This is a genomic window from Bradyrhizobium valentinum (assembly GCF_001440405.1).
Taxonomy (GTDB): domain Bacteria; phylum Pseudomonadota; class Alphaproteobacteria; order Rhizobiales; family Xanthobacteraceae; genus Bradyrhizobium; species Bradyrhizobium valentinum.
Window position 1 is genome coordinate 32377 of the sequence record NZ_LLXX01000153.1, and the last position, 14462, is coordinate 46838.

At 58.7% G+C, this 14462-nt stretch carries 11 protein-coding genes and 1 pseudogene; 5 read left to right on the forward strand and 7 right to left on the reverse strand.

The genetic code is table 11. The annotated features are described in order from the left end of the window. Positions 1-779 precede the first annotated feature (779 nt). Positions 780-951 (forward strand): annotated as a pseudogene (locus tag CP49_RS45220) (transposase); the annotation flags it as partial. A gap of 257 nt (positions 952-1208) precedes the next feature. On the opposite strand, the gene CP49_RS45225 reads toward CP49_RS45220, so the two are convergent. From CP49_RS45225 to CP49_RS46355, 4 genes are all read right to left on the reverse strand, one after another. After that, the gene (locus CP49_RS45225) at positions 1209-1373 is read right to left on the reverse strand and encodes a hypothetical protein (RefSeq protein ID WP_156434009.1); all 165 of its coding nucleotides are present in this window, start codon (positions 1371-1373) and stop codon (positions 1209-1211) included. A gap of 1269 nt (positions 1374-2642) precedes the next feature. Further along, a complete protein-coding gene (locus CP49_RS27125; protein ID WP_156438682.1) occupies positions 2643-4007 on the reverse strand; it encodes a hypothetical protein in 1365 nt (454 codons plus the stop codon). Between the two features lie 153 nt (positions 4008-4160). Further along, the gene (locus tag CP49_RS27130) at positions 4161-4352 is read right to left on the reverse strand and encodes a hypothetical protein (RefSeq protein WP_057853224.1); all 192 of its coding nucleotides are present in this window, start codon (positions 4350-4352) and stop codon (positions 4161-4163) included. A 1142-nt stretch (positions 4353-5494) separates the two neighbouring features. After that, the gene (locus CP49_RS46355; protein ID WP_156439760.1) at positions 5495-5635 is read right to left on the reverse strand and encodes a hypothetical protein; all 141 of its coding nucleotides are present in this window, start codon (positions 5633-5635) and stop codon (positions 5495-5497) included. 88 nt (positions 5636-5723) lie between these two features. On the opposite strand from CP49_RS46355, the gene CP49_RS27140 reads away from it, so the two are divergent. From CP49_RS27140 to xopAG, 4 genes are all read left to right on the forward strand, one after another. Beyond that, entirely contained in the window at positions 5724-7205 is a 1482-nt protein-coding gene (locus CP49_RS27140; RefSeq protein WP_057853226.1) for a type VI secretion system Vgr family protein, read from the forward strand. A 22-nt stretch (positions 7206-7227) separates the two neighbouring features. Continuing rightward, positions 7228-7587 carry a hypothetical protein gene (locus CP49_RS27145; RefSeq protein WP_057853227.1) on the forward strand — a complete coding sequence of 120 codons (360 nt, stop codon included), beginning with the start codon at positions 7228-7230 and terminating at the stop codon, positions 7585-7587. Positions 7588-7782: 195 nt separating this feature from the next. Continuing rightward, positions 7783-8295: an Hcp family type VI secretion system effector gene (locus CP49_RS27150; protein WP_063791791.1), complete on the forward strand. Its 513-nt coding sequence runs from the start codon at positions 7783-7785 to the stop codon at positions 8293-8295. An 863-nt stretch (positions 8296-9158) separates the two neighbouring features. Then, entirely contained in the window at positions 9159-10547 is a 1389-nt protein-coding gene (gene xopAG / locus CP49_RS27155; RefSeq protein WP_197423249.1) for a XopAG/AvrGf1 family type III secretion system effector, read from the forward strand. Positions 10548-10672: 125 nt separating this feature from the next. Here the strand turns inward: xopAG and tnpA are convergent, their stop codons facing one another. From tnpA to CP49_RS27170, 3 genes are all read right to left on the reverse strand, one after another. Further along, complete coding sequence (tnpA, locus tag CP49_RS27160) at positions 10673-11137, reverse strand: IS200/IS605 family transposase (protein WP_057853322.1); 465 nt, start codon at positions 11135-11137, stop codon at positions 10673-10675. 878 nt (positions 11138-12015) lie between these two features. Further along, entirely contained in the window at positions 12016-13788 is a 1773-nt protein-coding gene (locus tag CP49_RS27165) for a tetratricopeptide repeat protein (protein WP_057853229.1), read from the reverse strand. Between the two features lie 5 nt (positions 13789-13793). Next, positions 13794-14450: a DUF3540 domain-containing protein gene (locus tag CP49_RS27170; protein ID WP_057853230.1), complete on the reverse strand. Its 657-nt coding sequence runs from the start codon at positions 14448-14450 to the stop codon at positions 13794-13796. Positions 14451-14462 lie beyond the last annotated feature (12 nt).

Sequence of the window (14462 nt, forward strand, 5' to 3'; positions counted from 1 at the left end):
CGAGAGCAGGCGCCCTCGAAGCTACTTTCTCTGTAGGAAGCAAAAAAGCCAGAATGAGAGCGGACAGGCTCTCTTTTTGAGTGCTCATCGGCAACGCGAGAGAGGATCTCTCCTCTCCGCCAGAATTCGCCCGAAGCGCCGCAATTCAAATTGTATCGATAGATCCGCGGAACGAGATTTGGTGGTTTCGTCGCCGGATTACGGCGCGGCTCACCCGTTTCGGATTGACGGCCAGATCAAGCAATCTTTGCATACGGCCGACTGGGACGAGGCGAACACCTCCGCTGCCAGAACGCACCCTGTACGACGAGCGGTCTCGGCCGAATTTGGAGACCGGCGCCAGGGAGGCCGCCCGACCGCTCGTCGCGCCGGGAAATCGCGAGCCCGGCCATGCGGATATTTTATAAAATGCCAACGCCGGTTCTTTCATTCCTTCTTTTTGGGGTGTGGCACCTCTACGCCGATCAAGTCCATTTCCCACCCGCCTGAGCCGCCAGAAAACGCGCCACCCCGAGCAGTTCAAAGAAGGCGACGTCTACATTGCTCGCTATGTTTTCACGAGGCCCGCGATCATCGGCGAACCGCATTGGTACTTGGCACTGCCGGCAATCCTGCTATCGCGATCAACGTCGCTCGACGCGCCAATAGCGCCACTCATTGGTGGCCTTAGACGTTGCTATGACCGCGGTTCTCTGGCTTGCGCGGAAGGCAACATCGAGACCAAGTTTTCCTCGCGGCCAGGCACCCACTTGCCGGCGCAAAGCGTCAACCAGGAGAACGCCGGCTACCGAAGTCGCTACCGCTTGCGCAAGCAGATCGTCGAAGCCGTCTTCGGACAGATCAAACAGGAAGAGGGTTCAGGCCCTGCTGCGCGGCATCGAAAAGGTCTGCGCAGAATGGGCGCTCATCTGCACCGCTCACAACCTCGTCAAGCTCGCAAGGGCCGCCTGAGCCGCCATTATCAAGATAAAACTGCCTTCCCAAAGCTAACTGGACAGGCTCCTAGGCTTGAATATTATTCTGATCCCTCGACTTAAAGGAGGCTGAATACCGTCCTTGCAGATCTAGGAACTGAGTAGCCGAAGATCTGGGCGTGCTCTGCTCCAATTCGATTCGCCGACGCGCATTGGGGAAAAAGGACGGACTAAATCGGCGCTCTGGTGTCGGGCGACATGGACGTGGGTGGCATATTGCCTCAGGTGACAATGTTACCGAAGCGGATCGTGGTTTCTTTCTGGATCGGGCTTGAAGTCGAGCCCACGAACGAGCCATGGAAATAGGTTCTGCTCGCGTTCGAGAGCCTCGACGATAACAGCCGCCTCACGCACGATGAGCGGAAAGCTTTCGGTCCACCCCGCTGCGACGTCCACCATTATTAGCGTCTCAATGAAGGCGCCGGCATACGAGCATGCCGCCGTGCGCAACTAGATCCGCTTCGCAGTAACGCGGCGGAGGTGACCCCCAGTCATTGAACGCGCGCACCAGGGCTTGCCGCCGCACGGCAGTGGAAAAACCTGCCTGTCGTCTTCGCTCGCCAACTGCCCCGATCTTCGCGGCGCTTGACAGGCGGTCGATCGTCGCCGCGCTTACCGTCAAGATTAGCAGTCGCTCACCCGCAGAGAGCTCCAATCTGACATGCCGTTCGAGCGCCGGGAGCAACAATGGGATCATCACAACCAGCCGCTTGCTGCAAGGCTGGTCGGAAGCGTCCCACAACGCGATCAGGGCATCCCTAACGGACGGACCGTACGTCCGACCTCGTCGGCGGTCGTGCGCGATCATCTCTGGACTGAAGTTGCCTCCTTGTGCATTGACGATGAAGCGCCAGCGGGAACACCCCCACTGCCGGATCACTCCGATCGAAAGCGTACAGCATGCATGAAACGATTATCGCGCAGTTCTCTCGCCCGCCGGCATCAAGCGTCGGCGGGCCGTAATGCCGACTGCTTCCACAAGGCTCCGACGGAGCGCCTCTTCCACATCCTCAAGGCAGACCATGTCCGTCACCGCCCATACCAAAATCGCGACGCCGCGGCGCGCGACATATTCGCCCTCACCGCATGTTTCTACAATTGAACCACGCTTCATTCCGCGAATGGAAATTCACCAATCCCAGAATGAGCCGCGAGCCCAACACGCCCATACATCGGGACAAGATCACTCATTGCCGAGCTTGCCTGACGCTGCCTGAATTTCGACTATCGCTCGGCATGGGAGTTCGTCCACGACAGTAAGCTCAGCTTCAAAAAACGCGTGTTGGCTGGCGAACGCGATTTTCCCGAGATCGCGCCGCGGGTTGTCCAGTGGACAAACACCAAGATCGCATCGAAGCGAGCGGCTAGTTTTATCGATGGGACCAGGATCTCTTCGGGGCGCAGACTCAGGACCAAGTTCCCACGGCCACTCGACACCATCATCTTCCTGGCGGCCTCGCGCCATGAGCTGCCGCGCAAACCACCGCTGCGGTACCGCGCCACAATCGGCAAGGCCGCGCGAGTTGTTCACGAGGTATGGTCAACCAGTTCGTAAATGCAGGCCATCCAACCTGGTCTCGTCACGCTTAGCAGACGATGGGGCCCCGCTTCATTCATCTGCTCCACTCGAAGGTGGGTTTGCAGCCCAAACGCGTTCCTTCAGCAAAGTTAGGGGCGATGGATGACAAGGATGCGGCCGTCTGGTCCCGATTCGGCTGTGTACCGCTCACGCAGGATGTAGAAACGCGTCATTGGGACCTCCGGGGTCGGCAGAAGTCTGAAGTCTCCCAGTACGCTGATCAGGGAGTCGTCGGCCTCTCGGGGGCCGTGGATCCAGCCTGGGTCCAGTCTCTCTCCGATATCGGGGAATTGCCCGATTTCATTCATCTGCTCAACTCGAGAATGGGACTGTAGCCCTAACTCCCTGTATCCAGGGGTCAGAATAAAGTTTTCGCCTTCCGGATTATTTGGGGTCACGGGCGCCCGCCCTGGCCACAATACCGCAGCATAGCGCATACCGTTGATAAGCACACTTTGTGGCCGCAACAGCGCCGGAAGGAGGCTGCTTTCTCGCAATTCCGCGATCAGTGGGTCCGGGGCAAGGCCGCCCCTCCAACCGGGGAGGACATAAGCTCCGAAGTCACGCTCTGCCTGCCTGGCCCCTGCGCCGGCTGCAATGGTCGGGCGATCCGACGGCATTGTGGGCGCCAGCGGTGATGACGATGGCCCGGCGACTTCGAAGCCCTGAAACATCGCACCGCGCGTACGGGCCCAGTTCTCGAGTTGAACCTCGTGGTGGAAATCCCGAAGCATATCTCGCAAATTCAGGAGACGGTTACGAAACCCGCCAATCGTGGGTGAGTCGCGCCCTATATAGTCGCCTGCATAGGCTTGTATGTCCGTATCCAACGACGGCAGTGCAATCCGGTCAGCCATTGGGGGTCTGTTGGTCTCGCGGATCCACTTGAGGAAATCGCTCATATCGTCTGCGGCATGATTGGCGCCGCGCGAGCGGCGGTTCGGGAGCTTCTCAGTAAGCCAATTCCAAAAGTCCTCATAGAGCGGTAAATCCACATCATAAGGGCCGGGTCCCTGATTGGAGCCGCTGCTGTCGGTGTTATGGCTGCTACTGCCGCTCGATGACGATGGCCTGGCTCCCTCAAAGCCCTCAAACATCAAATGCCTTTCACGAGCCCAGTTCTCAAATTGCAGGTCCCGAAGCATATCTCGCAAGTTCAGGAGGCGGTCACGAAATCTACCAATCGGCGGTACATCGCGCCCTATATAGTCAGCTGCATAGGCTTGCACGTCGGCGTCCAACGACGACTGCGCAATCCGGTCGGCCATTGGGGGTCTGTTGGTCTCGCGGATCCACGCGAGGAAGTCGTACATATCGCCTGCGGCAACGGCGGCACCGTAGGAGCGGCGGCGCGGAAGCTTCGCAGCAAGCCAGTTCCAGAATTGGTCATAAAGCTGCGTATCCACCGCATAGGGGCGGGGCCACTGATTGGAGCCGCTACTGCTGTCACTCACGCGAACCTCCGGTAAAAGGTGCAACTGCAGCGGTAAGGCATGCTCGCTCGATCCGAAGCGCGCACGTCGCGTGAGTTCGGTTGGGGGCCGTCTTGCCCGATGTTTTCGAATTGAAAAGCAGCACGATTCGCCGCCGCTCCAGCTTGTTCGCGATCAATCTTCCAACAGCCCACACTCCGCGTTCGGTAGCGCCATATGTGCTGCGATGACCATGAGGAATCCGACGACGTCGACCATCTGAACATCTCGAGACTCGTTCTCGCGTTCGCCCATAAAAGGCAATTCCACCGGAGCAATAACGAGATCGATCGGCTGCCGTATAATCCTGAGCGACGAGAAGCTCAAACCGCCGGCTCATCTGCGCCTCACGCTCTGCTCCTCGGATCCCCTTCCTTGTCTGCGCACGGACCGGAGCCATGGTTGTCCTGTCGCGTCGCAATGTCGGCGCCCTCGATAGCTCCGGGGTTATCTCGGCCTCGCATCCAAGGCGGTTCGAAGACAGGAGCCACAATCTTCAGTGCCGCGTCTAGCCTGAAGCGGTCATAACGCGCCACCTCTTAGGAGCGCAAGGCGCGTCGTGCTTTTCTGAGGTGCTCAGGCTAGAACAAGAGATCGCGATGCCAGAAAGTGAAACAGACCAATCTGCACTGTCTGTTCGGTCACAAACACTTTCTGTTCAATGATCGACATGTCTGTTTGCTGGGCAGTCTTAGAATCGAAGTACCGTCTTCAATGTTGTGGCCCACCAAACAGGCTCGCCATCAGCCGTCGAAGGCCTCTCTTTGGCAGCCTCGCGCGGCACGTCACTTGCTGATCATCTTGGACCGTCCCTCTGGAGGTCGGTTTTAAAAATATAACCTTTTCGAGCGACAAATCATGGGATGCCGCGAAACGGCCTCATGTCAGGGTTCGACCAGCTTGACTCTTGTCCAGTGTCTGACAGTCGCGCCGCCTCTGTCAGGTTGAGAACACTTATTTGGCAAACCTCAGTTTTTCAAAATCTAATCAGAGATCAAATGAGGAGACGTCATTGGCACGGCTGTTGCTATTGAGATGCAGCGACCCCGATTGGCTGAGTACACGAAGCGCAAGACGAATGATGCTCTCTTTCCCTTGAACCCGTGTGCATCGTTTTGAGAAGGAAACCCAGCGTATCTACCGCCGCACCTGAGAGCGCACACAACAGGCGCGTGGGCCAGTCGATCGGCTTCACAACAATGGCGCGAAAGAGGCGGCCAATGCTAGCACCGCAGGCAGTTCGAATGCACACCCGGGTGTCGAATCCGTGCTGATGGGCAAGGCTCACCGTGTGAGATGCAGCTTGCGCTCGGAGCTGTTGGAGAGAGCGATGAACTCTTCAGAACCAATGTCGCCAGATGCGCCGTTTGGACGTGCATCACGGCGCCGCTAGCCGATCGCGATACACTATGCATGGCAACGAGAAGCTACCATCTCGCCAGCGGAATGGCGGGGGCTCGCTTCAGGCCCTAAACCGCCGCGACCGTATCGAGCCTGTCGGTGAGTTCGTCCGGCGTCTCGACCGTCCCGTGCCTGGCTTTACTAAGTTCTGCTGTCGGCGACATGCTGCTGTCGTAAAACGCGTAAGGAAGGTGAGATATCGTTAGCATTGAGTGCTTCGGGCTCCCAATCGACCCGCGCTCCGCGGCACCTGTGACGAGCATGCCTAACACTGCCACAGTTTGACTTGGTGCACCGATGACCAACGACTCCAATCTCAGTATTGACCTGCACATTTGCAGCAAGCCCAACATTGAACTCGACGTGCAAGGGTTCGAGGGCACAGAGTGCATTTCCCTGCCGTTCAGCTACGTGATCTATGCCACGACATCGAGCAATGTCGATACCGGCTCTTTGATAGGCGAGCGCGCCAAGCTTTCTGTCAAAACCGCATGCGGGCGATGGCTTGCCTCGGGCCTGTGCGCCCAAGTTGAGGAACTCGATCCAACGGTGACTGACCTGCGGGTGCTCCAGTTCGTCCTGCGGCCGCGTTTTGCGGTCGCCGAGCTCTCCATCGCGAGCCGCATTTATGGCCCTGGCCAACCCATGGGCGTCGATGACATCATTAAACAGCAGTTGAACAAGGTGAGCATCAACATTCCCACCGAATACAATCTTGATCGCTATCCCAAGCGAAATTATGTTGTGCAATACAATGAAAGTGATTTGACGTTCATTTCGCGCCTTTGCGAACGGGACGGAATTTTCTACTTCTTCAAGCAAGAAGACGAGGGTGAAACCGTCGTCTTCGGCGACAAGAATCTGGCCTTCCCCAAGATCGGGTTCGGCGTTAAGTCGGCGATTCTTTATGCGCGCCAGCACGAGCGCAAGACATCGCGAGGCGTCGACGAAAGCGCCGTCCGGTCATTCCGGCAGCGCCGGGTTCTCTCGACAAAGACCATCGCGCTCCGCGATTACAACGAAACGGTGCCTTCCGTCGTGTCCGTCGATAAGCAGGTCGGACAAGGCAGCGGCTTCTTGGGCAAAGCCTCGCGCTTCGGCGGGCATTTTGCGACCGAAGCAGAAGCGGCCACGCTGGCCCGGATCCGTGCCGAGCAGATCTGCGCCGGCCAGACAATGTACATCGCCCACAGCGACGCACCGGAGCTGCGCGCTGGCGTCATTTTCGAACTGGAGGGCCATCCCCGCTTCGATGGTGAATATCTCGTCATCGCCGCGGATCACTCGGCCTATCGCCCGGCGCCAACCGGATTCGGCGCATTCGGGCAAAATGGGCGAGCCTACCAGAACATGGTCCATTGCATCCGCTCGGACGTGCCTTATCGACCGGTTGCGATGACGCCCGTGCCTCTTGGCGTCGGCCTCCACACCGCCACAGTCGATGGAGAAGCCTGGAACGGGCGGGCCGAGATCGACGACCAGGGCCGCTACAAGCTGCAGCTTACATTCGCCGACGAACCGGCCGAGGGCCCTGGCAGCGACTACGTGCGCAAGCTCGAACCTTATGCAGGTCCGAATCAAACCGGCTTGCATTGTCCGTTGGTCCCCGGAACGGAAGTTCTGGTCGGCTACATCAACGGCGACATTGACCGGCCGGTCGTTGTCGGAGCGGTCCACAATCCAGATATGAAGGGAGGAGTGACCTCGGACACGCACTTGTCCAATCGCCTTATGTCGCAATCTGGCGCCTCGATCGTGATGTACGACGGATCTCCGTGATTTCTTCACCTCATGGAACCTTATGGCCGTCTGGCGCCCAGCGACTCACGAGATCGACCCGCTATTGGAAGCGGTCGCCAATACGGCACGCGCGACCATCCTGCCAACAGCATCGATCAACATACCACCGCCGTCGGCCGATGGCATTTGCTCGCAACGGCTTCGTGACGGACGAGAATTGCGCCTCAAATTATCCGCGCACTATCTCGAGCAGGAACGACGCGGTCCTTGCACGGTGCTCGTCTACGCCCTGCAGGGCAATGCCGTTGTTGATAACCGCATGGGTTACCGTGTGACGGGGCAGGCTGTCCTCGACGTTGCCACACGTGCATTTCTCGAGGTCGAGTGTCAATTGAAACAGGTCGGCCCAGTCATGCCGTGACGAATTGCTGTCTCGATCGCGACGAGGTCTTCGCTTGATGGTGCCGGTGCCTGGAAATCTGCCCAGTCCTATTGACCATCACGTCCGGAAGGCCCGACAAATATCAGTGTCGGGTGCGCACGGCTTCTGGCACGGATGTTGCGATGTCCATTGTGCCGGTGCGTGCCGGCGTATGCCAGAGACTGGGAGACGAACGTGTCACTTGAAGCCTACATGACAATCAAGGGAAAGAAGCAGGGCGACATCTCCAAGGATGCCTCCAAGCCGGACAGCATCGGGCAGGTCGCCAAGGGTGATGCGGGTAAGCAAAGGAAGATCACCGTGGTCGCCTTCACCAGCGGTATCATCGTTCCTCGCGATGCGACGAGCGGTGTCGCCACGGGTGCTCGCAACCACCAGCCGGTGCTCTTCACCAAGTTCTTCGATAGGGCCTCGCCGCTGCTATGGCAGGCGCTGGCCACCAACGAGGTGCTCGAAGAGGTGGTCTGCGAGTTCTACCGCACCGATCCAGGAGGCGTGCCGCAGCCGCAGAACTTCTTCAAAACAAGCTGGAAGAACGCGACGTTAGTCGAGGGCAAGGCTTATGTGCCGCTGACGATCAATCCGCAGAACAACTTCTTTCAGAACATGGAAGACTGGTCGTTCACCTACAAAGAAGTGAAATGGGAGCACGTGCCCGGCAGCACCAGCGGCGAGGATAAATGGTGACAACGCCGCGACATTTGCGCTGTCGCCGTTTTGCGGCGTCTACGAAGCGCTATGCACCCCCCGCCAAGCCAAGGACGGTGACTTGGTTCCAGGCACCGTCCGGTACATGGTGGATACATTGCGCACATTCGACGCGTCGCAGGACTTGGAAGTGGCCATGCCGGGTCTGCTTCACGGCAGTGTGCAGACAATGCTAAGAGTAGGTAGATCGGTCCAGCCTTGCTCAACAGAATGTTGGATAGGCCGGGAGCATTGGCTGCCATTGCCGATTGGTGCATTGAGGCTGGCCCGATTGAGCAAGCCGGGTTCATATGCCTGCTGATCGGACGAATTGTCGGACGAACAACGTAGACATGCGGCAAAGATACGTCCGATTCATTTGGTGGCTTTAGGGCCTCGCGGTGCATCAAGTGGGTCGTGTTCGGACCGAAATATCGCGCGTGTAGCCGAACAGGGTGCCGGAATCGTACTGTTGATCCAGCGTCATGGGTAGTGATTGACGAGCATGAGATGCGAATTGGGAACAACCAGCCTTCACGGCGTTCGAGACTCAACCGGCGGATCGTTTGTGGACTGCCTGACAGCTTAGCGCGATGACCGCGTTCCACGAAATGGGCAATTCCCTTGCTTCTCTACGTTCCCGGGTTTGGCGGATCGTTGGCGGCCAGGCTGAGGCCCCAAGTATGCTCAGTGCGTTTCACCAGGCGGGTCATTCACTTGCTGCGCTTCGCTCCCAGGTTGGGCAAATCGTCGGCGGACAGGCTGAGGCCCCGAGTGCGATGACTGCGCTCAATGGCGAGGGGCATTCACTTGCTGCGGTCAGTGCCCGGACTGTGGCAACTCCAACTGGGAGGAGCTCTGTAGTGCGGCAGGTCGGGAAGGGAACGAATAATGGAGACGGAGCGAAAGGCGGGAGGGGAGACGGGCCAAACTTTGCGCGCGCAGTGAAATACGGATTGTATCTCGCGGGCGCGGGCTACGCCTATAATGAGGTCGCAAACGACTTTTTCCTTTCTACCACATCACTGCACGACGGGAAGAAAGGCTTCACCAGTAACGAACGGCTTAGGTTGGCTCAGGCGAAGGCGAGGGAGTATTATACGTCGTATCACGCTGCCGACCCTGACACTCGGCGCCTCAATGAACGTCCCCTCAATCCAATTTGTACCTGCGGTAACAACCTGTTCGTAACGATGATCGATTACCGGGCGGCGACCTATGTACACGTTGGTCGCCTGGTGGATTCCATAGCTTCGCACACTTCTCTTGTGCTGAACCTGAGCTGCATGAAGGGTCATCTCGTGAAGGACGAGTGCGTGGCCAAGTACAGGCCATCCAAAGTGCCGAAGGATCCGGACCTGACGAACAGCCCGCTATACGACAGAAAGAACAAGTACGCATTGACGGGCGTGCTCAACGATGAAACTGGTGCTTATGGCTACACCTCGAGGTCGATCACCCAACCTTTCGTGAACAAGGGCGTTCAGCACTTCCGGGACGCCACCTTCCAGAGCGAGAAGGGACTAACTTTCAAGCGATGCATCGAGAGGCTGGAGGCGCTGCTCGACAAGGACGGCGGTCTCAGAGAGGAGGCCCAGTTCGCGGCTGGCCAAGCCATCCTGAACTTCAGGCAGGTCTACGCTGCGGACGAGCATTGGGGACACGCTGAGAACGTCGTGATGCAGGCCATGTACGAGCACGGCTGGCTATCACGGGCGGAAACCGACAAGCTCGATGCGACGCTTATGTTCGAAGATCCAAATAAGAACCCGCTCAAACGCAACAAAAGCTGGGTTGGGCCGGGACTACACCAACTCGACGTCTGGCTTCAGGAGAGGCGATCGGGTCATGATCCCGTGATAGGTGAGGAGTTGAACCACAAGGAGATCGATATCATGAAAGATCTGCCCATCGCGCACTTCAAGTTGAACGAGCAGGGCAATGGGTTCGAGGATTGCTCAGGGTTGGGCGATTCGTTCACGTGCGCCAATGCCGTCGCCTGCATCAATCACGCGCGCTTGATGAGTGGCCTGCCCCGCCTCTCAAAGGAGGACGTTATAGTCATCGTCGCGTGCCTTAACGCCGTATACGAGGATACGACGTCAATACGGCATACGCTCCACGAGGTGGCACGCGGCTGCTTCGCCGGCGCTGGTTACACCACCGAAGACGCGGATGAGTTCTACATGGGGGTGTGTCGGAAGGCCGCGCGAGAGTATTACGGCGGCAGATATCTCTCGAAGCAGCGTTGACGCCGTAAGGAGTGGTGTATTAGCGAGCGACGCTCTCGAGGCGGTCTGAGCTGGAACACGAGCCAATAACCTCCAGCAGAGCTGGAGGTTTGATGGGGAACCGCCAAAGGCGGTTTTAAGGGATATTAGGACGATTGATTGGATTTTGGGGCAGCTGAGATCTTGAGCTCCAACTGATCCAGCTGCTGGTCTGCCATTTCCTGGCTCTTGATGTAGGCCCGGATCATTTCCTCATCGCGGCCGACCGTCGTGACAAAATATCCGCGGGCCCAAAATTTGTGGCCCAGGAAATTTCGCATCTTGCGTTCGACATTCTGCGCGATCCATATCGAACTCTTCCCCTTCATATATCCGATGATCTGCGCCACCGAATACTTCGGAGGTATCGATATCAGCATGTGAACATGATCGGGCATCAAGTGGCCCTCCTCGATCCGGCACTCCTTCCGTCGCGCCAGATCGTGAAATACCTGGCCCAAGTGCCGCTTGATCTTCCCGAACAGCAGCTTCTTGCGGTACTTCGGCGTGAACACGACGTGGTACTTGCACTCCCAGGTCGCGTGATTAAGATGATTGTACTCTGCTTCCATCATGGTCTCCTTGAGGGTTCTTGGCGGTTCCCCAAGGAGACTCCATGACTTCATTCCCGCAGCTGTAGAACTGCCGGTTTTCGCCCCGCCATAGGCGGGGGCTTAGCAGGTTTGGTTAGGTCCGATCTCATTGCACGCATGCTTCCCGAGAAGCTGGACGTCGAATCCGATAGGATGAAAAAAGCGGCTCGTTCGAGGGAATGATAAGGCGGGGACGCGACCGCATGTCGCGACTTCAAAGACGGGTTCGGTCGCGCTCTTAAGAACGAGAAGTTGGCCATGACGATGCCGCAGTCACCCAGAATGGCGCAGTGATCGACTGCGCGGAACATGATCAAAGTCATGCCAGCGCCTCGCTGGGCTTGTTCTGTCTTCATCAATGCCGTCTTCTCCGGCAAGCAAGTGCGCCGGAACGGCTCTTCTCGAAGCCGATAGCCGTCACCACGGATGGTGATCACCGACGATTGATGAAGCAGCGATCAAGGACCGGCCGAACAGTTGCAGCCGGACGTAGTACGTCTGCACGAAATCTGCGGCCGTCGACTCTGTTGATATTGTTGACGGGATTCATCACATTCACCTCCAAATCTGACCAGATCAAGCCGGACCGGTGACTCCTAGATAGAGACGTTCTCATGGGCGGCAAGTCTCGCGTAACGCCCTTCGGATGTTACCGTCATCCAAAAGCGGATGAACAACGTGATTGTCTCGAACGTGACACTTTCATTGCGTTCAAGCCGCTCGAGCACGTGCGCGATGCGTTCGCCCCTTTGGCTATCGCAGCCCAGCCGCCAATCGCAATCTGGAGAAAGGAAGCAGGCAATCGCAGCTTCAGCAACCAGCGACTTGGGCTTGCCGCGATGCTGTGGGAGCGCCGCTCAGTCAATCGTTCGTGTGCGCAGCAGGGTCTCGAGCCGGCGCCGACCTTCGTCGATCGCGCCGGACCAATGGCCGAACCGTTCCTGCACGACAACCTCGAATGAAGGATACCACAATGGCTTGCCGTCGGCCTGAGCCCAATACCAGGGATAACCGCGCGGCACGAAGACCACGCCGGGAACGCCGAGCGCTCCGGCGATATGGACGGCGAAGCTGTCGGGCCCAACCACGGCGTCGAGATTGGCGATCGCTGCGATCAATTCCGCAGGACACTCGATATGCACACCAGCATCGATCGGGCGACTCCATCGCTTCATGTCATGCCGTTGCGCCCCGCTCATCAAACTGACCGGGGTGACGGAGTGAGAGATCACCGCGGCGACCTGCTCCATCGAGAGGCCGAGAGCGCAATCCTCCCACACGATGCCCACCAAAGGCCTTGCGAACGCGGCCAGAGCATCCCGCCATTTCGCGAACAGTTCGGCTTCGGGGCTTAGGTAGGGAATGCCATCGGCAATGTTGCGGGCGTCGGTCGACAGAACGCGCAATAACGATTGCAACGGCATAGCTGAGAGCTCGGGCCTCGGCTCGTCCGAAATGACCTGCTCAGCGAGGCCGGCAAGAAGAGCCTGGTAACGTGGCTCCGCGACCACATGCACATTTTGCTGGCTCGTCAGCTGACGCAAGAGACGAACGAGTGCTACGAATTCGAGGGCGCCCGTCGTCGGCGGCACGACTATCTGCGGCACAAGCGCCAAGGCGGCCGGATCAGGTGTCGGGAAGTGACCGAGCGTCAGTTCAAGCATCGTCTGTAGAGACTTCGCTGCTTCGCTCTCTGGTCGCGTGTGCACGACGTGGCTGACAAGCTTGAGGGATTCATCGAACCGGCCAACGAGATGCAGGACACGCGCCAGAGCAAGCGCGGCGGAAGGATCCGATTTGCGAGCGCGAACGAATTCCGTCAGTTGCGCAATGCCTCGGTCCACCTCACCCTTGGCAATTGTAACGCGGGCCACGATCTCGCGCGCACCAACATGAGCCGGCGCATAGGCGAGCAGTTTCTTGCAGGTGGCCTCCGCTTGCGGCCAGAGTCCGGTTGCGGCGCGGCAATAAGCCAGATGAAAGAGCCCGGCTGTATCGAGCGGGGCGCGCAGATGCGCGCGTTCCGCAAGGTTGAGCGCCTCGTCGAAGCGGCTGCGTTCGAGCATGAGCACCGATAAATTGACCAGCGCATCGGGATCGTCCGGAGCAATCTCAAGCGCACGAAGCAGGACGGCCTCAGCCGACGAGCTGTGGCCCAAGGCGAACTCGATGGCGCCGAGTTGAAGGAAGGCACGCGCATTCCCTGGCTCGTGTCGGACAACGGTCTCCGTCATCGCGCGGGCTTCCGCAACGTTGCCGCGGCTCAGTAGGGCATGAGCGAGCGCCAGCTTGATCTCCGCGTTGCGCGGAGCGAGAGCCGCCGCGCGTTCGAGGCAAATCACCGCCTCCTCAGCGCGGCCGAGCAATCCGTGGGCGATGCCGAGATTGGTGGTGAGGCCGGCGTGTTCGGGGTAGATGGTCGCCGCTTCCGACAGCATGTCGAAGGCAAACTCGATCCGCCGCCGCGCAAGTGCCAGTGTGGCCCTCGCATTGAGCGTATCGGGATCACTTGTGGTGGCGACCTCCTCCAGTAGCGCCTCCGCCTCCTCGAGACGGCCGGCCGCGATAAACTCCTGGACCGTTCTAACCCTCTCCTGCCGGGTCGGAGCCGGCATGCCAGTGGACAGCATCTGTGCTATGCAACCGTGACGCGTTTGCCGTCGAGGCGGAGATCCTCGCTCACCGCGATGACTTTGCTGTGGGCTATCTCGGAGGCAATGCCGGTGACCCTAATGGCCTGGGTTTCGGTCTGCAATGAGTCAATACGCTCGATCACCGCGACACGCTCGACCGCCTTCACCGTAAGCAACTCGGCGCTCGCTTCCTGGATCCGCGCCGAGCATCGGACACGGTCCGCGACTAACGTGTAGAGCTTGCCGATCCAGGTGCCTTTGTTCGCGAGCACCGCAAACAACTTAGCCTGCAGATCGATACTATCGGCGCGCAAGGATATGCGCTGGCGCGCGGCGATGGTGATGGTCTCGCCCTCAATCGACATGTTGCGACCTCCTGGTAGGCCGACCATGCCACCATTGGAAGCCGCCCGCTCGAGCACGGTCACGACGAAGGCTTGCTCCACGTTAGCGAAGAGCAGCACCATGTCCCGTGGTATAGGCCGGACCAGGCAGCCAACAGCCACCGTCGCCGTGTGACGAGCGCCAGCGACTTCGACCTCCGTCGCAGTGCCATCATCGCTGACTGACACTACACGGGCTGTGTGATGTCCAGGTTCAAGCAAGCGCTCGGCCATCGCCAAGATGTCGATGTTTGTGGCACGGATCGTCATCGTCATTCCTGCTCTCCA